Source organism: Methanocella sp. (assembly GCF_035506375.1).
Lineage (GTDB): Archaea > Halobacteriota > Methanocellia > Methanocellales > Methanocellaceae > Methanocella.
Map to the genome: position 1 here is coordinate 1 of NZ_DATJPM010000004.1, position 24,994 is coordinate 24,994.

The 24,994-nt window shown below is 52.1% G+C and carries 26 protein-coding genes, 2 tRNA genes and 1 pseudogene; 11 read left to right on the forward strand and 18 right to left on the reverse strand.

Annotated features, from left to right (window positions below):
• Together VMC84_RS00445 and VMC84_RS00450 are read left to right on the forward strand one after the other, a co-directional pair.
• Nucleotides 1-402 (forward strand): methyltransferase domain-containing protein (locus tag VMC84_RS00445; RefSeq protein ID WP_325377058.1); only part of this gene is annotated, 402 nt, incomplete at its 5' end.
• A gap of 26 nt (nucleotides 403-428) precedes the next feature.
• The gene (locus VMC84_RS00450) at nucleotides 429-1,247 is read left to right on the forward strand and encodes a radical SAM protein (RefSeq protein WP_325377120.1); all 819 of its coding nucleotides are present in this window, start codon (nucleotides 429-431) and stop codon (nucleotides 1,245-1,247) included.
• Between the two features lie 256 nt (nucleotides 1,248-1,503).
• On the opposite strand, the gene VMC84_RS00455 is transcribed toward VMC84_RS00450, so the two are convergent.
• From VMC84_RS00455 to VMC84_RS00485, 7 genes and pseudogenes are all read right to left on the reverse strand, one after another.
• On the reverse strand, nucleotides 1,504-1,938 hold the full coding sequence (locus VMC84_RS00455) for a DUF488 domain-containing protein (RefSeq protein ID WP_325377060.1): 435 nt from the start codon (nucleotides 1,936-1,938) through the stop codon (nucleotides 1,504-1,506).
• Between the two features lie 178 nt (nucleotides 1,939-2,116).
• Nucleotides 2,117-2,392: pseudogene (locus tag VMC84_RS00460) on the reverse strand (DUF5131 family protein); the annotation flags it as partial.
• Between the two features lie 72 nt (nucleotides 2,393-2,464).
• A tRNA-Gln gene (locus VMC84_RS00465) sits at nucleotides 2,465-2,537 on the reverse strand.
• An 85-nt stretch (nucleotides 2,538-2,622) separates the two neighbouring features.
• On the reverse strand, nucleotides 2,623-3,402 hold the full coding sequence (locus VMC84_RS00470) for an EFR1 family ferrodoxin (protein WP_325377062.1): 780 nt from the start codon (nucleotides 3,400-3,402) through the stop codon (nucleotides 2,623-2,625).
• Nucleotides 3,403-3,404: 2 nt separating this feature from the next.
• Nucleotides 3,405-3,731: a metalloregulator ArsR/SmtB family transcription factor gene (locus VMC84_RS00475; protein ID WP_325377064.1), complete on the reverse strand. Its 327-nt coding sequence runs from the start codon at nucleotides 3,729-3,731 to the stop codon at nucleotides 3,405-3,407.
• Between the two features lie 504 nt (nucleotides 3,732-4,235).
• A complete protein-coding gene (locus VMC84_RS00480) occupies nucleotides 4,236-4,562 on the reverse strand; it encodes a cupin domain-containing protein (RefSeq protein ID WP_325377066.1) in 327 nt (108 codons plus the stop codon).
• A 2-nt stretch (nucleotides 4,563-4,564) separates the two neighbouring features.
• On the reverse strand, nucleotides 4,565-4,870 hold the full coding sequence (locus VMC84_RS00485) for a MazG nucleotide pyrophosphohydrolase domain-containing protein (protein WP_325377068.1): 306 nt from the start codon (nucleotides 4,868-4,870) through the stop codon (nucleotides 4,565-4,567).
• Nucleotides 4,871-5,014: 144 nt separating this feature from the next.
• Here VMC84_RS00485 and VMC84_RS00490 point away from each other — a divergent pair, with 144 nt between their 5' ends.
• Nucleotides 5,015-6,271 (forward strand): cation diffusion facilitator family transporter, encoded by a 1,257-nt coding sequence (locus VMC84_RS00490; protein ID WP_325377069.1) that lies wholly within the window; start codon nucleotides 5,015-5,017, stop codon nucleotides 6,269-6,271.
• Nucleotides 6,272-6,288: 17 nt separating this feature from the next.
• Here VMC84_RS00490 and VMC84_RS00495 read toward each other — a convergent pair whose 3' ends face one another.
• Nucleotides 6,289-6,660, reverse strand: coding sequence for a DUF488 domain-containing protein (locus tag VMC84_RS00495; RefSeq protein ID WP_325377071.1), 372 nt, complete (start codon nucleotides 6,658-6,660; stop codon nucleotides 6,289-6,291).
• Between the two features lie 53 nt (nucleotides 6,661-6,713).
• On the opposite strand from VMC84_RS00495, the gene hisA reads away from it, so the two are divergent.
• Nucleotides 6,714-7,442, forward strand: a complete 729-nt coding sequence (gene hisA / locus VMC84_RS00500) for a 1-(5-phosphoribosyl)-5-[(5-phosphoribosylamino)methylideneamino]imidazole-4-carboxamide isomerase (protein WP_325377073.1) — start codon at nucleotides 6,714-6,716, stop codon at nucleotides 7,440-7,442.
• Nucleotides 7,443-7,465: 23 nt separating this feature from the next.
• On the opposite strand, the gene VMC84_RS00505 is transcribed toward hisA, so the two are convergent.
• From VMC84_RS00505 to VMC84_RS00520, 4 genes are read right to left on the reverse strand one after another with little or no spacing between them, the layout of a single operon-like run.
• Nucleotides 7,466-9,232, reverse strand: coding sequence for a sensor histidine kinase (locus VMC84_RS00505; protein WP_325377074.1), 1,767 nt, complete (start codon nucleotides 9,230-9,232; stop codon nucleotides 7,466-7,468).
• A 56-nt stretch (nucleotides 9,233-9,288) separates the two neighbouring features.
• Complete coding sequence (locus tag VMC84_RS00510; RefSeq protein ID WP_325377075.1) at nucleotides 9,289-10,140, reverse strand: AAA family ATPase; 852 nt, start codon at nucleotides 10,138-10,140, stop codon at nucleotides 9,289-9,291.
• 7 nt (nucleotides 10,141-10,147) lie between these two features.
• Entirely contained in the window at nucleotides 10,148-11,482 is a 1,335-nt protein-coding gene (locus VMC84_RS00515; RefSeq protein ID WP_325377077.1) for a nitrogenase component 1, read from the reverse strand.
• Entirely contained in the window at nucleotides 11,469-12,884 is a 1,416-nt protein-coding gene (locus tag VMC84_RS00520) for a nitrogenase component 1 (RefSeq protein WP_325377078.1), read from the reverse strand. The genes VMC84_RS00515 and VMC84_RS00520 overlap by 14 nt, the downstream gene beginning before the upstream one ends.
• 184 nt (nucleotides 12,885-13,068) lie before the next feature.
• Between VMC84_RS00520 and VMC84_RS00525 the strand changes: the two genes are divergently transcribed.
• Nucleotides 13,069-13,884: a class I SAM-dependent methyltransferase gene (locus VMC84_RS00525; RefSeq protein ID WP_325377080.1), complete on the forward strand. Its 816-nt coding sequence runs from the start codon at nucleotides 13,069-13,071 to the stop codon at nucleotides 13,882-13,884.
• On the opposite strand, the gene VMC84_RS00530 is transcribed toward VMC84_RS00525, so the two are convergent.
• Both VMC84_RS00530 and VMC84_RS00535 read right to left on the reverse strand, forming a co-directional pair.
• Complete coding sequence (locus VMC84_RS00530; protein ID WP_325377082.1) at nucleotides 13,866-14,696, reverse strand: alpha/beta fold hydrolase; 831 nt, start codon at nucleotides 14,694-14,696, stop codon at nucleotides 13,866-13,868. The genes VMC84_RS00525 and VMC84_RS00530 overlap by 19 nt on opposite strands.
• A gap of 75 nt (nucleotides 14,697-14,771) precedes the next feature.
• Nucleotides 14,772-15,233, reverse strand: coding sequence for a hypothetical protein (locus tag VMC84_RS00535; RefSeq protein WP_325377083.1), 462 nt, complete (start codon nucleotides 15,231-15,233; stop codon nucleotides 14,772-14,774).
• Between the two features lie 207 nt (nucleotides 15,234-15,440).
• On the opposite strand from VMC84_RS00535, the gene hisB reads away from it, so the two are divergent.
• The 4 genes from hisB to VMC84_RS00555 all read left to right on the forward strand — a co-directional run bounded on the left by hisB (nucleotide 15,441) and on the right by VMC84_RS00555 (nucleotide 18,287).
• Nucleotides 15,441-16,019, forward strand: coding sequence for an imidazoleglycerol-phosphate dehydratase HisB (hisB, locus tag VMC84_RS00540; protein WP_325377084.1), 579 nt, complete (start codon nucleotides 15,441-15,443; stop codon nucleotides 16,017-16,019).
• Nucleotides 16,020-16,958 carry a DMT family transporter gene (locus tag VMC84_RS00545; protein WP_325377086.1) on the forward strand — a complete coding sequence of 313 codons (939 nt, stop codon included), beginning with the start codon at nucleotides 16,020-16,022 and terminating at the stop codon, nucleotides 16,956-16,958.
• Nucleotides 16,959-17,523: 565 nt separating this feature from the next.
• On the forward strand, nucleotides 17,524-18,057 hold the full coding sequence (locus VMC84_RS00550) for a hypothetical protein (RefSeq protein WP_325377087.1): 534 nt from the start codon (nucleotides 17,524-17,526) through the stop codon (nucleotides 18,055-18,057).
• Nucleotides 18,058-18,101: 44 nt separating this feature from the next.
• On the forward strand, nucleotides 18,102-18,287 hold the full coding sequence (locus VMC84_RS00555; protein WP_325377089.1) for a hypothetical protein: 186 nt from the start codon (nucleotides 18,102-18,104) through the stop codon (nucleotides 18,285-18,287).
• Between the two features lie 7 nt (nucleotides 18,288-18,294).
• Here the strand turns inward: VMC84_RS00555 and VMC84_RS00560 are convergent, their stop codons facing one another.
• Both VMC84_RS00560 and VMC84_RS00565 read right to left on the reverse strand, forming a co-directional pair.
• Nucleotides 18,295-18,996 carry an RDD family protein gene (locus VMC84_RS00560; RefSeq protein WP_325377090.1) on the reverse strand — a complete coding sequence of 234 codons (702 nt, stop codon included), beginning with the start codon at nucleotides 18,994-18,996 and terminating at the stop codon, nucleotides 18,295-18,297.
• Between the two features lie 11 nt (nucleotides 18,997-19,007).
• Nucleotides 19,008-19,352 (reverse strand): PadR family transcriptional regulator, encoded by a 345-nt coding sequence (locus VMC84_RS00565; RefSeq protein ID WP_325377091.1) that lies wholly within the window; start codon nucleotides 19,350-19,352, stop codon nucleotides 19,008-19,010.
• A 446-nt stretch (nucleotides 19,353-19,798) separates the two neighbouring features.
• Here VMC84_RS00565 and VMC84_RS00570 point away from each other — a divergent pair, with 446 nt between their 5' ends.
• Nucleotides 19,799-20,179, forward strand: a complete 381-nt coding sequence (locus VMC84_RS00570) for a hypothetical protein (RefSeq protein ID WP_325377093.1) — start codon at nucleotides 19,799-19,801, stop codon at nucleotides 20,177-20,179.
• A 342-nt stretch (nucleotides 20,180-20,521) separates the two neighbouring features.
• Nucleotides 20,522-21,697: a hypothetical protein gene (locus tag VMC84_RS00575; protein ID WP_325377094.1), complete on the forward strand. Its 1,176-nt coding sequence runs from the start codon at nucleotides 20,522-20,524 to the stop codon at nucleotides 21,695-21,697.
• Between the two features lie 262 nt (nucleotides 21,698-21,959).
• Here the strand turns inward: VMC84_RS00575 and VMC84_RS00580 are convergent.
• Both VMC84_RS00580 and leuS read right to left on the reverse strand, forming a co-directional pair.
• A tRNA-Ala gene (locus tag VMC84_RS00580) sits at nucleotides 21,960-22,031 on the reverse strand.
• 88 nt (nucleotides 22,032-22,119) lie between these two features.
• Entirely contained in the window at nucleotides 22,120-24,936 is a 2,817-nt protein-coding gene (gene leuS / locus VMC84_RS00585) for a leucine--tRNA ligase (RefSeq protein WP_325377096.1), read from the reverse strand.
• Nucleotides 24,937-24,994: the final 58 nt, after the last annotated feature.

The window sequence follows — 24,994 nt, forward strand, 5'->3', positions numbered from 1 at the left end:
ATTTATTGCCTGGATCCGCTCGTTCCCCAGTTTATAAAATTGGGTTACCCTTTCAAATATTATGATAAAAGGGCTATTTACATCGCTGGATGTGCTGAAAAATTACCATTTATGGATAAGTCCTTTGATGCCATCATATCCCTGAACGCTCTTGACCACGTGGATAATTTTAGCCTGATGGCTAAAGAGATAGAGCGAGTGGCCAGTGATGATTGCCTGATTCGTTTGAATATTTCCTATCATTCTGCGACCGTATTGGAACCATTGGAGTTAAATGATCGCATCGTTAAAGAAAATTTCCAATGGTGTCATAGATTTAAAAAGATAATGGAATTGCCTCAGACATCTAATGATATTGGAGAAATCGAAGTGCTCAATATTTGGTCGAATTTCAATAATTAGCCGGGATGAACATGGAACTGGGCAGCATGCACGAGACGTTGTATCGGCTTAGTAACTTGGTCAGGGTATCTGGACCAGTAACTAAACTATTAGGGCCCGAATACCAGACTTCACTTGACCTTATCGAGATCGATATTACCTTCAAATGCAACTTGAAATGTTATAATTGTGACCGCTCCTGTACACAGGCTCCGAGCGATTCTACGATGTCGGTCGAGCAAATCAGAAAATTTATTGATGAGAGTATTGCGAATAATAAGCATTGGTCTCGGATACGAATTCTTGGCGGTGAACCAACATTACATCCGGACCTCGAAGAAATCTTGAGGATTCTGCTGGATTATAAAGAGAAATATTCGCCATCCACATGGCTTGAGCTTACGACAAATAATTTTGGCCCCGAGGTAAACAGGAAATTGCTAAAGGTGCCGAGGAAGATATATGTTAACAATACCAGTAAAACCGGGCGATTCCAAAAGAAGTTTGAGGCCTTTAATCTTGCCCCTTGCGATAATATGATGTATGCATTCACCGATTTTACCAATGCATGCTGGATAACCAATGATTGTGGCATGGGATTAAACCGCTATGGCTATTATCAATGTGGAGCTGCAGGGTCTATTGACCGAGTATTTGGCTTTAACATTGGATTAAAAAAATTACCAATGGATCAATTTGAATTTACTAAGCAAAAAAATAATTTATGCAACTTATGTGGGCATTTTGCACGCCGCAGATTTGTACCGAGAAATTTATGTAAGCCTGTTAATGGTGAACCGAAATCAAATAAATGGATATTAGCATATGATAATTATCTGAAACAATCAGCTTTAAACTTATACTAATTATCGCCAATTCCTAATACATGCGATGGTTTTGCTCACGCTGTATGCAAGCTGTATACAAGCAGGATGCCATCTATTTGGAATCGATTGATTGAGAGGGCTAATAAATTAGTAATCGGATGAATCTTGTTAAATCGTTAAAATCAGAAACCTCAAGATTTTGCTGGGGATGTTGGCTACTGGAAATTTAATACTTAAGAAAGAAAATGCCCGCTTGAGGGAACCCGTTGTAGAATAAAAGTGCTTCTAGGTTAAATTATAAGTGTACAATTTCGATACCTTTGATTTTACCACTTAAGTATTCGGCAAGCAGTCGCCTATGGCACTTTTCAGGCGTAGGTTCACTACACAATAGGCATGCATCGCTTAATATTTGGTGATCAAAACTATTGAGAGCATTCCTTGAATCCAACAGATTCACATATTCTTTTTGATAATCATCCCAAGAAATCTCTTTACCCCGATATTTTTTTAATATCTCATCCGTTGGCGCAAATAATAACATATGGCAATAATCAATACCGGCGATCGCCTGCAGGAAATATTTTAGGTCTTCTTCCTTGGTGAATCCTGCAAGCTGCGATTTATTATTTAGCCTGATGTCAATGACACACTTCACATTGTTTTTCTTTAACAATCTAAAGAATTGCTCGACTGATTTCTTTGTAAAACCGATTGTGTATAGCTTCAATTAATATTCCCCTAGCGACATGCCTTAGCCTGCATAACGATCGTATGGTCCACTGCATCCGCTACAAAATGGATATAGTGTTCTTCGACGTTGAACTTAATGCTTTTCATCTCAAAGTTGTTTTCGATTGTTTTAGATAATAAGCATTATTGCCAGATAAGGGACTTATTAACGCCCTTTACACTAGGGGCATCTCTTCCCAGGTCCTCCCCTCCAGAACCCTCCCGGCCTTCTTCCTGTTAACGCCGCCCCACTGCTTGAAGAAAAACGGAATACCTGCTGCATTGCATTGATCTCGGATGCCCATTACCCACGAAGGATCCATATGCCTCGCCCCTGGCCCGGATTCGCCTCCTATGATTACCCAATCGATACCCTGCAGGTTCAACTTACCTACCGGTCCAAGCAGAGGCTCGAATGATATGAATTTAATGTTCGCGTGAGTACTACGAAGGTCCTAGTAAAAATAAAAATATGTCTGCATACTAATAAAATCGTATGATAGGACTATTGGACTCGTAATTTATAGTCCCGCCCGGATTCGAACCGGGGTCTTCGGCTCCAAAGGCCAACAGGATTGACCGCTACCCCACGGGACTATCTGGGAACGAATCGAGTTATGCCACTTTGATTATTTAAACTTATTGGGGCGTCATTTCGGAAAAAAGAAAAGCCCCTGTCGGCTTATTTCATCATGTCGCTCACTTTTATGCCGGGGTGGTGGTACCGTGCGATGTTCCCCGTTTTGCCGCCGATCTCTATGGCCGTCTGCGGGCACCAGTGGAAGCAGGCCAGGCAATGCGTGCAGTTATTGCCCCAGGTCACCTTCTTATCGGCCCGTGTGATGTTGCCGGAGGGACATATCTTTTCGCAGATGCCGCAGCCGTTGCACTTATCGGTCGCCCTGAAGCGCTTCGGCAGCCGGTAGAGGTGGGTCGCGAAAGTGCTTCCGGCGATTCCCATTATGTCTGCAGCGATACTGTAGCCGAATTTCGACTCCTGCCCGCCTCTTTTTTTAAGCGTATCGATGATCCTGCTAAGTTCTATCTCCGATGCTTTCAGGGCTTCTTCCCGCTCTTCCGGAGGCGTGATCAGGTTCATTCCGACGTAAGCGCTATCCGGCATCACCAGCTCGAATCCGGCCGATAATTTTACGCCATTCTTCATCAGGATCTGCCTCAGCGTATGGAGCGAGTTTCCCGCCGCGCCTCCGCACGTGGCGATGCCGAAGATGTACGCTTCCGGTGCCGGCCTTAGCCTTGCTGCGAAGTCCTTGACGATGTTCGGCGGGTTACCGTAGAATACGGGAAATATGATCCCTACCGTATCGCTTTTATCTTCTATGGTATCGCCTTTTAGCCTCGCAATGCTAATTACCTTACTGTCCCCCAGCTTTTCGGCGACGGCCCTCGCGACGTGCAGCGAGTTCCCCGTCCCGGTAAAATAATATATCGACGTAGACATGCCTAACCTTCCTTTTTCCGTTGATCGCACTTCTCGAACACGCGGCCGAATAGATCGTCGACGCGCTCCTTATGTTTTAGCACGGCCTCCCGGTCGAACGTGTAATAGACGTGGTTGCCCTCCTTCTTCGCCCGGACGAGCCGTGCGTTCTTGAGGATCTTCAAGTGCTGCGAGGCCGCGGGCTGTGTTATGCCCATCATTGCGGCTAGCTCCGTTACGCCTATCTTTTCTGGTTTACCGGATGCAAGCACGTATATCAGGCGTACCCGGGTATTGTCGCCGAGTGCCTTAAAAAGGTCAGCCGATTCTTCCGCTAACTCGTAGTCCATCCATTAATCCATCCCCTGCCAGATTCCCCTACAAATATTAGAATATAAGCATATGCTTATATACTTATCGGCTTATCGCTTACTTTTTATTCTAACATTGAAAAGTGATGTAAAATTTTTCCTTTTTATATGCTATACTGGATATTTTATTTAAGCTCACAAAGTGGACGGAGGCACTATTCTCACCACAAAGGCACGATGGTCACAATGAATCACAAAGTTTCTTTAATAATTATGACACAGAGGGCACAAAGGCCCGCTTTTTAATAATAGGGCACAATGATTTCAAAGGTAAAAAGTGATATCGTGCATCCCACCGTGCCATTGTATCCTTTGTGCCCTGACGCCGATGCACCGGGCTTCGTGCCCTTTGTGCCCTTAATTTAAAAAAATATCTCTGTGAACCATTGTGCCCTTCGTGCCATTGTGGTGAAAATAGTGCCCTTTGTATCTTTGATTCTTAAATATTCGAATTATCTAGCCTAGTATTTTGTTATCCAAATTTTATATGTTATTTTCTTCTTTCGGAGGGCTGAAGATGTCGATGATTTCCGCATACGGGCGGGAAAGCACTTTAAAAGAATGCCGGACGTTCGGCGGGATACAATATCCGGCGCCGGCTCCGCACATCCGGGTTTCACCGCCCACCGTCAGCTCCACCTGGCCCGATAGCACGAGTCCGACCTGCTCCTCGGGATGGCTGTGGTCGGATTCGAAGCCCACGTCCAGCCGGACCTGCATCACCTGGATCCTTTCTCCCGTGATAGCTTTTACATGGGCGCCTTCCCGCTTGAGTTTATACTCGATGCGGTTAAGGTCATAGAAGCTCATTGCTATGCCCCGGTCCCGGTCATCTTTCTCTCCCTGAGCAATCCCAGCGTCTCGTCGAACGCCGAGTCGATGCCCGGCGTGCCCTCGTAATTATAGAAAGCCATTATCTGGAGCAGGCCAACGATGGCATCGGCGCACTCCTTAACGACCTCCCGGTCCGTCCCGTGGGCGATGGCCTTGACCACTTCGCCCAGCTCTTCCGTCGTGTATGCGGCCTTAACGAGGGCATCGTCATCATTCTGTATGACGTAATCGTCGGGCAGGCTGGCCATCGTTTTTTCAATGAGCGCTTCGAGGGTATATGGCATGAGATAAAATATGGGCTCACAGGTATAAAAATATAAAGAAGCACCGGGAAATGCGTAAGTCTATCGTAAAGAAGATCCAGCTAACTGGAGCATTCCAAAAAGATATTATAGTTGACCCCGTAAATGGGGGCCGAGGCGTGACCGGTGACTATTCGCGATACGTTTTTTACGATCATAAGAAGTGGATACGACCGTGGGCACGATCCGAAATGGCTGGCAAACGCCAGGTTCCTCATACTATTAATGCTGGACAGCCCGGCCGATAAAAAACAATTATTAAAAAGTTACACGACGGGGGTCATGATAGCATTCAACCCTGATAACTACAGCAGACTCATCGATGCCATGGAGCTATTCGAAACGTCCCTCGCAGCCACGATCGCGGAAGGCTATGTCGTTGAAGAGAACGGCCTCTATCGACTTACCCGGAAGGGCAGCGAAAAGGCGGCTCAAATGGAAAGTAGTATTATAAAAACGACAGACCGTTTTTCGAGCGGCCTCCCGGCCTCATTCGTATCCATACTGGTCAATGCCATGCTCGCGCTCGTAAGCCTGTCAGTGGGCTTACTGAGCAACAGCATGGGCCTGATCTCAAGCGGCATGGATGACCTGGTGAGCGTTTTTACTTCGGCGGCGGCTTTTCTAGGCATCAAGTACGATATGGAAGCCATCGCGAATATGCTGATCGTCGTTATCATAGCCATCATGGGGCTCTTTCTGGGCTATGAGTCGGTTTGCCGCCTGCTGAGGCCGGAGGCTTTCGATTCCGGCATCCTGCCGCTATCGGTCGCCCTGTTCAACGGGGCCGTCTGCATCGGGCTTGCACTATACCAGCGTTTCTGGGGAACACGTACCGGTAAGTTCTCGCTCATAATCCTGTCAATAGATAACTTCAATAGCATTTACGTTACCATCGCCGTTATCGTGGGCATTATTTTCGCCCGTTTTGGCGTATATATCGTCGACCCGCTGGTCAGCCTGGGCGTCGCTCTCATTACGCTGAAGAGCGCCTTTGACCTGGGGAGGGAGACCATTAAAGTCTCTAATGGCGCGGAACCCGATATATCGCAGTATGAGTTCCGGGGCGATAAGCATATGAAAGAGCTCAGGAATGAGCGATTCAGGTTCTGGTCTATGATACTACTTAAAGAGCCGAAGACTCGCGAGGAGCTCGAAGACAGGTTTTCGCTTAAAAACGCCAAAGGGCTCCAGTATTTCGCTACCAGGCTGAGGATCGACCTGGATTATTCTAAGCATTGCGAGAGTATCCTTGCAGAACTCCAGGCGAAAGGCCTGATCATCGAGACCAACGGTAAATACATGAGGACGCCGGACGGCGAGAAATGGCTGTCGGAAGTTATCGCCGGATCGCCTGTCAAAGTCCCGGCAATAATGCCATGACCCCTGTGCAGTATTCCTTATGCGTGCCGCTTGATGTAAGCTTTCAGCTCGGTCGCCGCGTTATGCTCCCGCTCGCGGGCGGAATAGATAAAAGTGACCGTGCCGGTTTCGGCTTTTTTCTTTATCAGGTCGACGTCGTCCTTTTTATTGGCCAGCTCCTGCCAGTAGCGCTTTCGAAATTCCTGCCAATCATCCATATTTTGGTGGAACCATTTTCTCAATTCGGTGCTCGGCGCCACGTCCTTAAGCCAGAGGTCGATGGCAGCGCGTTCTTTTGTCACGCCCCGGGGCCATAATCGTTCGACCAGTATGCGGTATCCGTCGTCCTTCGACGCTTCGTCATACGCCCTTTTTATCTTGATCACCATCATGTCTCCCTGAATTATCATCGGCGTGGAGACACATAATCTTTATTTCTCTCACGAGCGTTACTCATGTGCTTATGTTTGAAGTCATTCCCGCCATCGACGTTAAAGACGGCAAGGTCGTCCAGCTAGTCCAGGGCGTGCCCGGCACCGAAATGGTATCCATCGACGATTACCTTTCAGTTGCCGGCGATTTCGTGGAGCAGGGAGCGAAATGGCTGCACATCATCGACCTGGACGGGGCCCTGAGCGGCGACCGAAAAAATGCGAGGATCGTCGAGGACATCATCCGGGAATATTATGTAAAAACCGAGGTCGGCGGCGGCATAAGGAACTACGAGGCTGCAAAGTACCTGCTCGGGCTGGGCGTGACCCGCGTCATTCTGGGCACGGCCGCAGTGAAGGACCCGCAGCTCGTGTCCAGGCTCTCGAAAGAGTTCGGGCCGGAAGCCGTCATGGTCTCGCTGGACTCGAAAAAGGGCGAGGTGCTGGTCGAGGGCTGGCAGGAGTCCTCGGGAAAGAGCACCGTCGAGATGGGAAAATTGTTTGAAAAGAAGGGCGCGGGTAGCATCCTGTATACGAACGTAGACGTCGAGGGTCTACTCAAGGGCGTCGACGAAAGCCCGGTGAAAGCGCTCGTATCGAGCGTCTCCATACCAGTTATCGCATCGGGCGGGATCACTTCGCTACGGGACGTCATAACAATCAAAAATACGGGGGCTTCCGGCGTCGTCATCGGCTCGGCGCTATACAGGCATTTGTTTTCGCTGGAAGATGCCATCAAAATAGCCGGGAAGCATAAATAGATCCAGGGCTTTTCAACGGCTTTTTACGAGGGCTCTGCCGCGGGCAGCAGGACCACGAACCTGGCGCCTTGCATATGGTCGCCATCCACCCGGTCTTCGACCCATACGCGGCCGGAGAATTTATCGACAAGGGTCTTGACGAGATATAATCCGAGGCCGCTTCCTTTAGCTTTTGTCTGGCCTCGGTTGTATCGTGAAAATAGTTGAGGCTTGATCACTTCCGCTATTCCAGGCCCATTATCTTCGACGGTGATCCGATAATATTTCTTTCCGCCTTCCAGTGCTTCCGCGACATCCAGGTTTATCACAAGGGGTTTATCGGGATTTGAATGTTTTATGGCGTTCCAGATAAGGTTTGAAAACACATCTTTCACGAGCTCATTTGCGCGTACCATGCGTTCTGCCGTGTACTCAAAATTTATTCGGATATCTCTCCCGGCGATGGAAGAACATTGGTCCTTTAGGCCTTTTAGTATCTTCGATACGTCAATAGCTTTTATCGGCAGTTCCTCGGTTTTTATTTTCTGGAGCTTTCTCAGGTTATCGATCAGGTTGGAGCTATCCTCCAGCACGCTGATCGGCTTCGTTATCAGGCCTTCGTCGCCTTTTCCCAGCGTTTTTCCGGACCTGATCATGGTATCCGCCAGTTCCAGGTTTCCCAGGGCGACCTGGTTCATATTATTGATATCGTGTCCCATCAGGTCCAGGTATATATCCGACTGCGCTTTCGCTTCCTCAAGCTTATCCATCATCTCGTTGAACGTATTGGCCAGGATTCCCAGCTCATCTTTTCTTTGCATTTTAACCCGTACATCGGAATTGCCGGAGGAGATCCTTTGCATCGTCCTTGACAGGTCGATTATGGGGTCGGCGAGGAATTTCGAGACGTAATATCCCAGTATGGAAAAAACGGCGATGAAAATGGCCATTATTCCCAGTATTAATTCTATTTGATCGTAAAGTGGCCGGTATTCAACGCTCGTGGGCGTGGATACGATAACGCCCCAGCCGCTATTGGGAATTGGCTGGTAGGCGGAGATGCGGGACTGGCCATCCCAGCTATCGTTGTGGGTGATCACGCCGGACTCGCCGCGTATCACTTTCTGGACCGGCGTGTACGGCGACAGGTCCGTATTCCTGTTCACGGCACCCAGGTCATTGCTCGAAATAACGTCGCCATGCCCATCGACGACGATGATATTATCCCGGGGGTCGAGGTTATGTTCCTTCAGGCTATCCTGAAAGTTCTCCTGGGTATATACGACCATGATCCGACCGACTATCGAGCTATTGTTCTTTACCGGCGTCAGGATCGCAAAAGCATAATCGTTTAAAGGAGGGCTGTGGTACAATCCCGTAACATAAGACCCGTTATTCCCGGACATATCGCCATACCAGCTTAATATGGTTATATTTGTCAGGTTTGTCGGACGACTCCCATACAACACGTGTCCGGTCTCGTTTACAATGGCGACGCCGTCCGGCTTCGGGGAGCTCATGAGCAGGTTGTCCGATAATTGCTTCAAATGGCCGGTATCGTTCTCTATCACCCACGAGGCCATGTCAGGGCCGACGGATATGACTTCGATGTTATGGATGATGTCGTTTAAGTACATGGTGACGGACTCGGCCATGTGGAGAGAATCCTTGATATCGGACGAATAAATATCATTCTCGATATACTGTTTAGCCATGTAGATCCAGGTACTGCCAAGTACGAGTACGACTAAAACACAGGCCAGTATAAGGACCAGCATCTCGCGCGTCCTTATGGAATTCCAGCTCACCATTTCACATATGTTATGGAAATTATATATTTTAGTACATGGGCCGGTCTTTTAAAGCCTTACTTCCTCGCGATGTACTGCCGGTACATCTGCTCCAGGTCGGTGAGGTCGCTGATCGGCGTCGGGATCACCGTTGTTTTATTCTCCATGACCTGTCGGGCCAGTTCCCGGAATATATCTGCCTCTTTGGAGCCTGGAGAATGCTCCACGACCGCCCTGCCCTCGAACTCGCAGGCCTGGATCACGGGCGACCGGGGAACGAACTGGACAAACTCAGCCCCGAGGCGCCGGGCAAATTCCGGTATGACCGACCGCTCGAGTGCTTCATCGCCGTTACTGTTACAGATGATCCCGGCAAGCCCGGTCCCCGCTTCTGCCCGCCGTGAGAGGCGCTGCACGGCCCTGGCGATATTGTTGGCCGCATAAATGCTCATGAAACCGCCCGAGCAGACGAGGTATATCTCTTTGGCGAACCCCTCCCGGATGGGCATGGCAAACCCGCCGCAGACGACATCGCCAAGGACATCATAGATGGCCACGTCGATCTTGTAGGTCTCGAAGGCTTTCAAATCCTTTAGAATCTGAAGAGCCGTCAAGACGCCCCTTCCGGCACAGCCGATGCCCGGCTCCGGGCCTCCCGCCTCGACGCAGTAGATCCCTCCGGCCGACTTGAAAACGATGTTGTCCAGCGAGATCGCATATTCGTCCCTGCCCACCCTTAGCTGTTCCCGGTATGTCTCCAGGACGGCGGGGATCAGCCGCCCGCCCGCGAGGATCCTGGTGGAATCCCTCTTCGGGTCGCAGCCGACCTGCATGACGGTATAGCCCATTTCGTTCAGGGCCGCCGACAGGTTCGAGGCGATCGTGCTTTTCCCGATGCCTCCCTTGCCATAGATCGCAATCTGTCTCATATTTCCATTACCACTTCGCTTCGTATCTTTTCTCCTTTGAGCGCCAACGTAAAACCCACTCGTTCTGAACGCATTCGAAAAGGTTCAGGATCCCGGTATAGCCGAAATAAGCCCGGTTAATTAAGCGGAACTGGCGCATCGGCCTCACCACTTCGACGGTATATGGCACGCCGAGCCCTTCGCTGGCATGCCGCTCGATCGTGCTCCCGAAGACGACCTTCGGCTTTACGTCCATCAGCCCCCTCCTCGTCTTGTATACATCCGTGCCGCACACGACCTTCGGCTTGAGCCCGAGTCCCTTTAGCTCGCCGTCAAGCAGGTTCCGGATAGTACCACGGCAGGAGTATAGCGCGATAAGCTCGGGCGTCATCTCCATCTCCTCGGTGGCGAACCTGACCAGCGGTATGCCGACCGTGGCGTCGGCGATGATTGCCGCGGGCGTCCGGTAGAAGAACCGCGCCATGGGCCACTTACGGCGGCACGTTGCGGTCACCATCCTCTCGCCATCTGCCACCATCCTTTCGGCCGTCTTTTGCGCGTCGAACCGCTCCCCTAAGGCGGTCAGCCACCGCTGTATGTTGGTCATTCCAATGGGGAGGGGAATATCCTTACAGATCTGCCCGATGCCGTAGGTCTCAGAAAGATAGTCCGCGGCTTTCTGGCCGGCATCGTGGCTGAGCACGATGGATGTCTCGGCGGATGGAATGTTCTCGATCTCGCTCAGGGGGGTCTTATGCGAGAGCGTGGCCACAACGTGGGCCCCCATTTCGGATAGAGTTTGTCTCACCCATTCCAGGTCTGCCATCCATGTGGGGTTGGCATTCGCATGAGGGGCGATAAGGCATACCGACCCCGGGACCCTTTTACGGTCGTTCTTTACCAGTTTCTTTATCAGCGCGTCCAGGGCGATGTCTATGCCGTCATACTGCGACCCTTTGAACCCGGGGCTCTGGATGGGGACCAGCTTGAACTTGACCTCCGGCTGCATATCCTCGCACACGGCCGCGATGTCGTCGCCGACGATCTCCGGCCCGCAGGCGCTGAGTACGAATAACACGTCGATGGGAAGGCCCTTTGCCTCCCGGATGGTGCGCGCGAGAAGCTCCTCGCCGCCGTGGACGATCTCGTCCACGCACAGCTTGGTGCAGAGCGTCATGGTCTCCATGTAGTCGCACTCCTGCCAGGCAAAGGCGTTGTTCACGAGATATTCGCAGCCCTGCGGGGAATGGGCCAGCAGGGCGGAGCCGGAGACGCCCAGCGCCGTCTGCGCGGCGCCGTTGAAGGCGCAGCGCAGATAGGGGTCGATGCACTTCTCCTCGCATGGCGGCTTACTTTGTTCCATAGAGCATCCCCCTCAATAGCTTCGAGCGCGGCAGGTCCTTATTCTCAAGGGCCTGCCGGACCAGGGCGGCTATGTTCTTGATACCCCGGAACCCGTACTGGGGCTGGAATGCCGGGTTCAGGAGCGTTAGATTAACGACGGGGCAGGGCGGATACCGGGCGGCGTTGCCGAAGAAAATGGGGTCATCGTACGTCCGGACGATCGCCTCCAGCTCGTCCTCCGTCTCTTTAGACGAGCGGAAGCTTCCCAGGCGGAAGAGACCTTTTGTAAGTATGATCTCGGGATTAACCCCCGTTTCCAGTAAAAATTTGATGCTGGGCATCCGTTCCTTAATCGTATAGGGATGGACGTTGATCACGACGGGGTGGGCGCCGAACTCCTCGGCCATCCGCGCCAGGGACAGGGCCCGTATCGGCCCGGGGAACTCGGAGATCTCGATGATGGCGGTCTTTCCGTTCAGGGCCCGCTTCAGATAGTCGATATCCGGCTGCACCTGCCGGGTCTCTCGCTCGATGACCTCGAGGGCTTTCTTCTCCAGGCCCAGCGGCATGGCAATGCCGAGCAGCCATTCTTTCGTCGCCCGGAGCCCGTAGGGCTGTCCCGTCCTGCTGTAGGGAATGCCAAAGCGTTCCTGCATTACGTCGCCCAGCTTCTGCCCCCAGTCGTAGCACCACGAGGCGTTCAGCTCGACCTCCCGCGCCCTCCTGATCTCATCGACGGTACAACCGCCGGCGATGATCGCGTTTATCTTTACCCCAATTTCGCCAAGCAGCCTTTTTACCTCTTCCAGGTCCTCGTTAAATTCGGTGAGCGTCGGGCCCCAGCGGGCGCCGAGGATGTTTACCGTCCCCTTCATTTTCTTTTTCGGGGGCTCCATGAGCTCCATAATGAGCTTGAACGCGTCCTCGTAGCCGCTGCGGAAGTCGCCACCAAACCCCTCGCTGCGGAGGGCCAGGACCCGGCAGTTGACCTCCGCCTCCGCCTCGCGGGCGATACTCTCGACGTCGTCCCCGATGATGCCGGAGCAGCAGCAGGAAAGGATGACGATGAGGTCGGGGTGGTACTTTTTATCCGCTTCCTTGACCGCTTCCAGCAGCTTTCCCTCGCCCCCGTAGATGACGTTACTCTCGTCGAGGGTGGTACATGCGGTGGGCTCGAGCGGTACGCCACGCTCTTCGCAGCATTCCCGCGTCCTGACGATGTCCGACATGTAAAGCGGGCAGCCGGTCGGGCCGTGAACAAGGGGTACTACGTGGCGGATGCCGTTGATGACATAATAAGCGGTGAAAAATTTACACATGGGGGCATGCGATGCCTGCAGCTTAGGTATCAGCTCGCCCGATTCGACCTTCGCCAGTAGCTGGCTCAGGCTGCCATGAAAAACGATGGGGTCGTCGGCCATATTTCACACAAATTATTAGGTTCGCTTATGAGACGATATACTTTCATGTTATCGTAATAATAAAAATAATACCTTTTCTACGCAAGGATAATACTAATTATATTTAACAATTTATATAAATAATTGAAAGGCACTATTCCACATGGAGATAAGATCGTTTCCTTAGAATGGTAGGGTGTACATAATGAGCAGCATTATGTGGGATGGCCGCGAGCTCGCGGAGCGCTATGACCGTATCAGCGACGTACAGTTTAAAAGCGGGCGTCAGCTCGTGGAAAAGATGCGCATTAAAAAAGGGGACCGCGTGCTCGATGTGGGCTGTGGCACCGGGCGCCTCGCCCTCTATGTGGCAGACATAGTCGGGCCTTCCGGCTTAGTCATCGGCATCGACCCGTCGCCCCATCGCATCCGGGTAGCGGAACCCAAGCTCAAGGATAAGAAGCGGCCGAATGTGCGCTTCATGATCGGAAGAGGCGAGGATCTGAGTGAATTTTCTGACGAGAGCTTCGACCATGTCTGCTATAGCTCGGTCTTCCACTGGGTCGGCGATAAAAAAGCGGCCGTCGAAGAAGCTTACCGGGTGCTGAGGCCCGGCGGCAACGTCGGCATGACGACAGTCGACCGGAGCCACCCCTTCGCAATGCAGAAGATGATGGAAGAGATATTCTCGCGAAAGCCCTATGCCGGCAGGGTGAGCTTCCAGAGCGAGATGGGCATGCTGGTGGACCGGGATGAGCTTGTCAAGCGATTAAAAACGTCGGGATTCGACCGGATATGCATCGATCATGTTTCTGAGACACACAAATATTCATCCGCGGGAGAGCTGTTCGGCTTCATCGAGGCCAGCTCGTTCGGCAATTTTTTACGGGATATACCCGAAGAGCTCCGGCCCCGTGTGCTGGAGGACATGAAAAAAGCCCTGGAAACGATGAGGAAGGGTAATAATATCGAGCTCGAGGCGAATACGATGTTCGCTATCGCCTACAGGCCCGGCGGCTGAGCACTCGTCGCGTCGACCCCGGCCAGGAATGCCAGAACGGCCGGCACGAACCGGTCCGCCGCCTCCATGTATGCCGTGTGCGCGGCGCCCTTCAGCTCGACGAACTTCGCCCCGGGAATGCCATCGGCCAGCTCTTTGCCGTAACTGATGGGGAATAGTATATCCTCGTTACCATGGATAACCAGCGTGGGCGCCTTTATCTCGCCCAGCCTGGCTCTTGTGTCGAACTGATAGCCGGCCTGTAGTTGCCGGACCATGTTCGCGGGCAACGGCCGCTTACGCTCCGACGATGCCCCTACACGCATACGCTTCATCATCTCGGGGCTTCCAAACACGTGGTCGGAGAGCGTCCAGGACAGCATCATCATGTCATGAAAATCATGGCTAATGTTGCCCTTCGCCAGCGCGTCCGCCATCATGCCCAGGGCGAACCGACTGCGGGGCGGAACGCGCGCCGTCGTCGAGCAGAGGACCAGGCCTTTTACCTTTTCCGGGTGCCGGAGCGCCAGGGCCTGCGCGATGCGGCCGCCCATGGAGACGCCGATGACGTGCGCCTTTTTAATGTCAAGAGCGTCCAGGAGGGCTGCCGTATCGTCGGCCATATCGTCTATGATGAAGGGCCCGTCCGGCGTGACAGTCTGCCCGACCCCCCGATTATCGAAGACGACCGTGCAATATTTTTTCGCGAACACTGGCACGAGATGCGCCCAGGACGTATGGTCCGCCGTGTAGCCGCTTATGAGCACCAAGGGCTCGCCCCCGCCACTCGCCTCGTAATATATGTCGACGTCCCTGACTTTTGACATGGGCATGAGAGATGACCTCAAATAATAGGACTATCCGGCTAATCCGTTATAAAGCTTAATGAATAATTATAAAAATATCCGTTAGATGGCCCCGTCGATCTCTTCGCGAACCTCTTCATCTTCTTCAGTGGGGAAGAGCTCTTCGATGAACTCGATGGTCCCGTAGTACCAGCGCTCGCCGTCATTGGACTTCGACTTCCGGTTCTCGTCGTAGTAGATCCGGACGTAGAGGAAGCCTGCAGGGTCCGTGTCGACGTGAATGATGGGGTATTCCACGCCCAGGACGCCACGGCTATTGAGCGTTACGAAGTTCTCATAGTCTATCTTATACCGCTCGCTTGGCCCCCGGCCCTTCTCGCCGCCGTTGACTTGCGCGGTGATGTCGTCGAGGGTTATAGTGCCGATGGTACCGTCAAAAGGGTCATATCTAAGCCGGATGACCTGGCCCGATACAGGATCTTCAGCGATATACGTGTCTGTCTTATCATAGGTGGACCGCAATCGCTCTAATACAAAATACCTGTCCGCGGCTCTCAGTGTCATTTATATTCGCCTCGAGCCCCCCCAACAATATATTATCGTTTGTCTTACAATTATTTGAATTTATTTGTTTGGTGTTAAAAGTAATTATAGGAATGCAACAGCCATGGGCCTTAATTTTAAGATAGGGAAAAATAGTTCTGGAATGGTAAATATAGCCGGAGAGGCAAAGCTTTATTTACGTTCAAAGAAGCAATTACACTGGTAGCCATGAGGACATCCAGCGTTAGCCGACAGACGAAAGAAACGAGCATCTCCGTCGAGCTGAACATCGACGGGAATGGCACGTCAAAGGTATCCACGGGCATAGGCTTTTTCGACCACATGCTGACGTCCTTTGCTAAACACGGTTTATTCGACCTGACCATCAAGGCCACGGGCGACCTGGCCGTGGACGACCACCACCTGGTCGAGGACATGGGCCTCGTACTGGGCGAAGCGTTCGGCAAGGTGCTGGACGATAAGTCGAAGATCGAGCGGTTCGGACACGCGCTCATACCGATGGACGAGGCACTATCGACCGTTGCGGTCGACATTAGCGGCAGAGGATATGCCGTCTTCAGGGCCGAGTTCAAAGCGGAGAAGGTCGGCGGCTATTCTACGCGGATGACCGGGCATTTTATCGACTCGTTTGCCAGGGCATCGGGCATTAACCTGAATATCAGGATCGAGGGCGAGGATGACCACCACATGGTGGAGTCGATGTTTAAGGCGCTGGGCGTGGCCCTCTGGATGGCCACCCGTAAGAATGAAAAACGGGGTGTCCCGAGCACGAAGGGAATGCTCTAGATGCGCTTAACGGAAGACGGTAAGACCCGGCTTACGCTCGTCCTCGTAATGGCCCTCTGGGGCGGCTCTTTTATCGCCTCCAAGGTAGGGCTCGAAGGATTGTTCCCGGTGGAGCTTGCCACGCTGCGTTTTGCAATTGCAGTACCGCTCCTGGTCGTCATCACGCTCATCGTCGAAGGCCCTAAGGCATTTAATATTGCCCGGAAAGACCTGCCGGTGCTCATCGTCATGGCCCTGACCGGCGTGACGCTCCAGTACATCGTCCAGTTCTACGCAATGACGTACACGTCAGTCACCAACACGGCGCTGCTCATCAACATGGGCACGTTCTTCGTCATCATCCCTTCGGCGATATTCCTCAAGGAGAGGCTCTCCATCGACAACATCCTGGGCATCATCATCGCTTTCATAGGAGTGGCGCTCGTCGCGACGAAGGGCAACTTTGCGTTCTCGATGAACCTCATAGGCGATGGCCTGGTCCTTATATGCGCCGTCATGTGGGCCATCTACATCCTCGTAGGGAATAAGCTCGCGGGTAAATATTCCGTGCTCTCCCAGCTAAATTACATCTTCATCTTCGGCTTCATAGGGCTCCTGCCCTTCTATTTCATCACCCCGCACCACGCCATCGGAGAGTTCTCCTCCACGACCTGGGCCTGCCTGCTCTACCTGGCCATTATCTGCTCGGTCATCGCCTACTTCTTCTTTAACGACGCCATCATTAAGCTGGGCCCCGCGAAAGCGGCGTTATACCAGTACCTGGAGCCGCTCTTCGCCATTGTCCTCGCGATAACACTGCTCCACGAGCCCCTTACTGCCGCCATCGTCGCCGGCGCAGTCTTTATAATCGCCGGTATCGCCATGGCAGATAATAACCTCAAGGTGCTGGGCTACTTCATAAAGGGCACCGAAACGGTAAAAGAAGAACATGGTCCCTAGTCTCAGACCCTTTTTGTTATAGATATCTTACGCTATGTTCCCCGTTGCGCTAGATATTTCGTTTTTTCAACACGAAAACACGAAAATTTTTATATCCCACGTAAGGGCACTAAAACCACTAAGGTCCATGCCTGGCGCTTAAAACACGAAACAACCTCCCGAATGGCACGAAAACACTAAAGGATTGAACCATGAGGACGGCATGACCCTTATACTTTATTTAATATGCTTTCTCTAGTGTTTCAAGTTAATTTAGTGGTGTCCGTGCCTTTGGGAGGTTGTTTAGTGTTTTGACGTGAAAGCATCCACCTTAGTGTGGTTCGTGCCCCTTACGTGGGATAAAAAAATAATTCGTGTTTTCGTGTTGAAAAACCGAACAAATCAGCGAACCACACAAAACAAAGAACAAACGATTATATAACAAACACGGAACCACTGGCCTTTATGGTGAAAATAATGCCCCATTCAGCTTAATGAGCTTAAATTCGATTTTTATCTAAAAGGATGAATGCGCCATCTTTACGGCAGCAATAAGTATATTATTCGGCTTACCTATGTGAAAATAATGCCTATTACCCCCCTCAACCGTATCAATTCCGTGGACATAAACGTCAAACGCGAGGTCGATAAGCTCGCCGCGTATTCGGGCCCGGCCAGTATACCGAACAGCGCCCTGGCCGACGTCTACCGCACGTACCGGAACATGAAGACGCTGCGGTTCTTCCGGCTCGTCGCTGAAGGGTTTCACAATAACGAGCGGCTCAGCGAGATCAGCGGGAGGACTTATGATATTTTTAAGGCCGACCTGGGAAGGGGACAGGTCTACGTGATAATCGAGGCATCGAACGAGGCGGCTAAGGCGTTCATGGACGACGGGCAGATCATGTTAAAGCTCCGGGAATGGCTGATAGAATCGCTGCGGCGCGTGGTGGACGCGAAAGGCGATATGAAGCTCATGCCGCCCGTGGAAAAATGGGACCGCTGGCTCTACGGGCGAGGCTCGGTACTGCCGCGGGACGTTCGCGTCATACCCTTCTATAGCCAGGAATTCACGCCGGGAATACCGGCGTTGACGCTTATTCTCGTTAAACCGCCCTAAACGTTTTTCATTCGTGTGGACACCGGTATGGATGGGTGAACGCGATGCGAAGCCTGAGAAAGCTTTTGGGCGACAGGGACGAGGCGCCGTGCCCGGAAAAAGCCGCTGCGCCCGACATATCGCCGCCAGTAATCGATTCAGAGCGTGCCGAAGAGGAGATCTTCGAGGACGCAAAAAAGAAGAACACGGTCATCAGCGGCATAAGGACGCACTTAGGCGATAAAAAATAAAGGAGGCTCATTCCCGTGTGCGTACGACGATGGTGTTGGCCACCTTATCGAACGCCCGCTGCTTTTCCTTATTGAAGAATATGACCATGATCAGGGCATCGATGAAGATGAAGTTCCCGACGAACTTCGGGATGTTCCTGAGCAGCGAGTCCTTATAGTCGATGGGCATGCCGTCGGCCCGGACCACTTTCATGCCCAGGAGATACTTCCCGATCGTCGTGCCGAAGCGCCCTTCGAGGATGACGAAGTAGCACAGGAGCACGCCGAAGAAGATGAGCCCGATGGCAAAGTTCATCATGCCCGTCGCGACCACGACCCAGCCGTGCGAGTCATAGGACTGGAACAGGTAGTTCATCAGCATGAACGGCGACGACAGGATAAGGATCACGATGCCCGCGATGATCATATCGATAATATAAGCGAAAGCCCTCCGCCAGAATCCGGCCCGCTTCAGGCCTTCGGCATAGGAGCTCATGTAGGCCGCGGTGATCTCCTCGACCGTGCCCTCCTCGCCAATAGCCTTCAACACGTCCTCCTCTGCGACGACGCTCGCACCGCGCGCCTTTGCCTTTGCTTCGGAGCCCTCGAAAAAGCTCGAGCGCAGCTCCTTCTCCACATCGGCCCTGTCCTTCTGGCTCAGGGTCATCTTATCCATGATACTTTTAATGTTCTTCTCGATCAGGCCTTTAGCGCCCTGTGAAAATTCCATGCGAAGCCCTCCTAGTAACTCCAGATCTGTTTCATGGCCTCGTTTTGCTTCTTCCATTCCCTCTTCATTTCCTCGAAAAAGTCCCGGCCCGCGGGCGTAATACTATAGTATTTACGGGGCGGCATGCCGGGCTCCGTCTCCTTCCAATAGCTCGTGATGAGCCCGTCTGCCTCCATCATATGGAGGGCCGGATAGGCGTTGCTCTCTTTCAGGGCGATAACGCCATCCGTGATGCTGCTCAGCTCCTTCGTGATCTCATAGCCGTACATATCCCGCTTATTGAGCAGAGTGAGCATGGCAAGCTTCGTGCTGCCCTTTCGGAGTTCCTTAAGCCACTTTTCAATTTCAGACTGCATATTTGTCACTGTACGTATTGTAGGTATATACCTATTAGTCTTATGTATACTATCCTAATATATATAGGTTTGCCCTTTGGCAATGAGGAATAAGAAAAATGAGAGGATTCTCTTATAGTATAGATATGATCGATAATAAAACATAGGGTCAGTACTGTCTGGCTTATGAGGATATTTCACATTCGGACTGCAGGCAAGGCATTTCCGACAGTATGACCATTTTACTCTTTTTATAAAAATAAAAACGCCATAAATTCAGCTCAAATCGGCGTAATGAATGTTTTATTTGCCCCATTACATGACAACGGTTATACACCGTGGCTTGTATAAGTTCAATCAGGCAAGGGATAAAAATGGCTCAAAAAACAGGCTTTGGAACAGTCACGATGGTTTTCTTTATATGCGCGTTCATGTCAGTAATTCTATGCTCTTACAGGGGCTCTGCCATGCCTGATAAGTCGTGTGATACCCGGGACGGCGCTTCACTCGTGGCGGAGCAATTCGTAAAGAACGACGAGACCTATAAATTCGACGGAATGGCGGATACGCTGAGCCTCCGCGTGGAGCATGCCGGCTCGCTGGGCGATGTAGTAAAGCCTCAATTCAGGGCCATGACATTGCAGATCGCCATGCCCCTGGCTCCCACGGAATACACGTTCAAGGCAAAGTTTGACTGCCTGCACAGCGGCTACGGGGACAGGACGGGCAAGTACCTGGCGCAGGTCATCACTCCACACGAGGCGGAGATAACGGTAGTCGGATGCCAGGTGACGAGCGCCATTATGGACGGAAAGTGGGACATGCTCGGCGAAAAAATAATCGAATAAAATAACACGCTTCCTCTTTTTTCTTCGGCACAGCGCAAGCGAACATAATGCCGGTATATAGCTAATGTCCCGATCGGTTAATATACAAAGTTACTGCAATTTTTTTGGTCGGCCCTATAAGGATAGTTTTATCATCGATTATTTCTAAAAGAAATTGATAATTTAGAGGCGTGTCGGGGGCATATTATCAAGCTTAACAGAATATCGCTTATCATCGCGGTCATCATTATTTTATTGATAGTAGGTGTTGGCGGATTTGTCACATATGGCATATTATTCCCGCCCGTCTGGACTGAACAGTTAGCCTATAAAAATAGCACAGGCCAGTATCAGACCGTTACGATGTATCGAAACGCCACTAATGTCCCATATAATAATCTAACTACTTTTCTTGAGGCCAATGATATCGAGCCTCTGGTCTACGCGGACCCCGTCTACAGGCCGGTGGAATACGCGGCGCTGTTACATGATAAAGCCGAAGCCGGCGGCATTAACTGTACCATTATAGGGAGCGGCATCACGAGCGATATGCCGGCCAATGCCGTAGTAGCTTTTTTGACCACTGACCGGGGAATGGTATACGTCGACCCGACGGCAATGAACGTGTCTCAGAATAATTATATCGTGCCTTTTGACAGTATTAAGCTTCTTCGCGATTGGTGGACTACCCCGACACCATGGGAAGATTATGCCGATCAATACGTGACTATAAAAACGTATCGTAATGCGACTCCCGTGAGCTACGACGAGCTCATCGCCTTCCTGAATAACGATAATACGGAGGACAGGCTCTACGTTTTACCCGCGTATACGTGTGTCGATTACTCCGCAAACCTCTATAACAATGCCGAGGCGAAAGGAATCAAATGCGGCCTGGTCTCCATAGTATTTAAAGAGCAAATCCCCGGCCATGCATTCAACGCCTTCCCGACGACCGACAAAGGGATCGTATATATCGACTGTACGGGCATTAACTCGACGTACATGATGGAAGGATATGTGGCGACTGACAACAACGTATACCTTCAAGCGGATGACGAGCTGGGAGAATTACCGGATAACCAGACGAACGGAAACCTGTCATATGCTTTTTACGCAGACCGTATGGAGCGGATCGGCATATTTACGGCAAAACTGGACCAGTATAACAAGGACGTGGAAGCATATAACGCGAGCGGCCTGGCATATGAGGCCGACGTCCGGAATTATAACGCCCAGATGGACCGGCATAACGGCGCCGTCGCCGCCTTCAATTCCCAGAATCAGGACAAATACCAGTCGTATTTAAACCACGAGATCTCCTATGATGACTATATGAACTGGTATAATACCAATTCAGCTAAAATACCCGCGGCTCCGGGTAACGGCGGGTCGTTGGACTATAGAAAACAAAACTTAGATATCGAGTACATACAGCTTAATAATAGAAAGAGCGAGCTCATGAATAGTGAAGAAATGAAATGGATCACATTCAATCCCGTGGGCACGATCGCCAGCGTAAGTGTATACTGGCCATAACATGGCCTTTGATGCCCTTTCCCATGTTTTTTATGGGAGGGTTTATTGAAAAGATATTAAAGAGATTATCGACAATGCACCTCATTATTCTCATTTTATGATGCCCTCCCCAAACTAGCTTCCAAACGGCCCTTTAAATAATGAAGAGCCTATGCCTATATTCAATGGCATAGCTCTGGTATCTTCATTGAAAAATGCCTGTGTTCCGGATGTGAATAAAGACGTCATACCAGGCGGACAGGCGAAGCCGTTGTAAAATAGATGGACACGTCGGGAATTGAACCCGAGGCCTCTTCCATGCCAAGGAAGCGATCTACCCCTGATCTACGTGCCCGATAAAATGGCAGCACTTCATTGTGATTCCTGACATATATACCTAACGGTATGAGGCGATTTAAAAGAAAAAAGGTATACAGGCGGGGCTACGATTGTATGAAGATGGCCGGCCTGCCGGGTATCGCGTGCTTCTTCTTATTCTGCGGGTCGAACTCGGCGTTAACGGAGACCTTCATGCCGATCTCGCCGGCGATGAAGTCCTGCGCCTCTTTCAGGATTGCGGGCTCATCCACGCCGCTGGGCACGAGGCGCTCGCTGATGACCTTCTGGATATAGCGGCTCACGTCCTTGCCGTGCTTCCGCATATCGGAATCGGCCATGACGTCCTTCATGGCGTCGCCCATGTTCTTCCCTGCCGCGATCTGGAGAGCCTTATACTTCCAGTCCTCGGACGTATAAATATACGCCTCTTTCGCCTCTGTGAGATTGGCCACGGTTATGATCTCCTGGGCGTCCTCGATGACCTTCCGGATGAAATCCTCGGAGCGCTCGATGGTCTCGTCGGCGATCATCTTCTCGTCCCAGGTCGGGTACGCCGCTTTCGCGATTAAGCCCTGGCCGCCGACGTTCTCCCAGATCTCCTCGCAGATATGAGGGGTGAAGGGCGCGAGGATCCGCGTCTGGACATCGATGAACCAGGAGATGATCCGCTTGTTGGGCACCGGGGACCGGCGGATGTACCAGCGCAGGTAGCGCTGCATGTCGAAGTAGCCCCGCTGGATGGCGGTCCGGAAGTCCATGGTGTCCATTGCCTGTTTTGTTAATTTGATGGTCTTGGTCGCGACGGACTCGAGCCACAGGTCGATGTACTTCTCGTCCTCCCGGCCCTTGCCGTAGTTCCCGAGGGCGAAGTCGTACCACTGCGCGAGCCTGGGGCCGGCCGTGCGGGCGAACTCGCTGTCCCAGTTGGGGTCCTCCAGGCCTTCGCCGCCGTACATGAGCGTGAGCCTGGTGGCGTCGGCGCCATACATGTCGATGACCTGCCGGAGCGTATAGATGTTGCCCTTGCTCGACGACATCTTCTGGCCGTCCAGTTGAAGGAAGCCGTTGACGCTCATGCCTTTAGGCCAGTACTTCTCCGGGAATAATGCGGTATGGTTGAAAATACAGAACGACAGGTGGTTCTGGACCAGGTCCTTGCCGCTGCATCGCATATCAAAAGGATACCAGTACTCGAACTCCTGCTTCATCTTCATGATGAGACCCTGCATGATGCCCGTCTTCTTCGAGACGTCCTCGACGGTGCCCTTGTCCATGAGCACGAAGTCGAAGAACTCGCCCGTAAGCTGTTCGGGCTTGATGCCATAGTGCGGGTCCTGCAGATACTTCGAGATCGTATAATATGACATGTAGATGGTCGAATCAGAGAGCGACTCTATCATCCAGCGCTTGTCCCAGGGCAGCTCCGTGCCCAGGCCGTATTCCCTGGTGCAGGCCCAGTCCTTCAGCCAGTCGAGCACGTAGTCGAACTGCTTGCGGACCTTTTCCGGGTACAGCGTCATGGCGTCCAGTGCCTTATGCGCCTGTGCCTTCCATATGGGGTTGCTATAGTTCAGGAACCACTGGTCGGATACGATCTTGACGACGCACTTCGTGAGGCAACGACAGATAACCTGCTGGGGGAGCTCATAGAAGATGGCTGCCCTGTCGCTGTGAACGAAGTCGCTCTCCAGCTCGAGTTTCGCCTCCATGACCTTCCGGCCGGCATACTTGCCGCAGTTCTCGTTGAGCACGCCTGTATGGAACTCTTTTTTATAGATCTCCTTCGTAGCGTCCTCGAGCTTCGGGTCGCTCTGGTCCTTGATGTTCATCTGCTCGATGATCTCCTTGGCCGGGAACTTGCCGAAGCCTTCGATGGTGATGAGCGGGATGAGCCGGATATCCTTGATGGCATCGGGCGTAATGCCGAAATCCGCGGGGTTGCTCTCGATGTCCCTCAGCGCCGCGTAGTCATAGGGCGCGTGCGCGGGCACGGACATGACGACACCGGTGCCCCGGCCGGCCTCGACGAACACGGCGGGCAGGATGGGCACTTCACGGCCCGTGACCTGGTTGAGGACACGCTTGCCGATGAGGTCTTTTCCCCGGATCCTTTCGATGACCGTGACGACGTATTTTTGGTTGGCCAGCTTCTCGACGGCCTCCTCGGAGACGAGCCAGTCCTCATCGTTCACCTTTGCCCGGACGTAGGTGACCTCCGGGTTCAGCCAGAGGTTAGTAACGCCGTAAGACGTTTCCGGCCGGTATGTGCCGCAGGGCAGTATGGTCTCGCCCAGCTTGAACTTAATGAGAAATATCTCTTCGGGAGTGACGCCTTCGCCCTCGAGTCGGGCGTGGTCGCCGACAGGCGACTTGCAGTGGGGGCACCAGACGACAGGATGCTCGCCCATGACCACGTATCCGCCTTCCTTGAGCTTCCTGAACTGCCACTTGATGAACTGGTCGTAGAAGGGGTTCAACGCGGTCGTGCGGAAAGAGCGGGACCAGTCGATGGCCGCTCCTGCCTTTATCAGGTCCTCTTTAGTGGTCTTTGAGAAGTACTCCGTCCAGTAGATCGGATCGGCGAATTTTGGTATCTCCTCTTCGGGGATGCCTGCTTTCTTGAGAATGTCCATCTGCTTCTTTTCGCCTTCGGCGATGCGCTCGGCCGCCGCGACGATCGGAGTGCCCGTGCAGTGGAACGCGAACGGGAAGAGCACGTTGAAGCCCTGCATGAGCTTGTAACGGGCCAATACCTCGGCCCGCAGGCCGCTGAAGGCCCGGCCGATGTGGAAATAGCCGTTCATATAGGGATACGGGTACGTGATGAAGTACTTGGGGCGGCCCGGCTCGACGGACGGCTCGAAGGCCTTCGTTTCCTCATAACGCTTTTGCCACTTCTCTTCGATCGCCTTAAAATCCATGGTGACATCCTCGGTGATAAAACGGTTATAACGCAGTCTCTAAACTCGCGCCTAACTT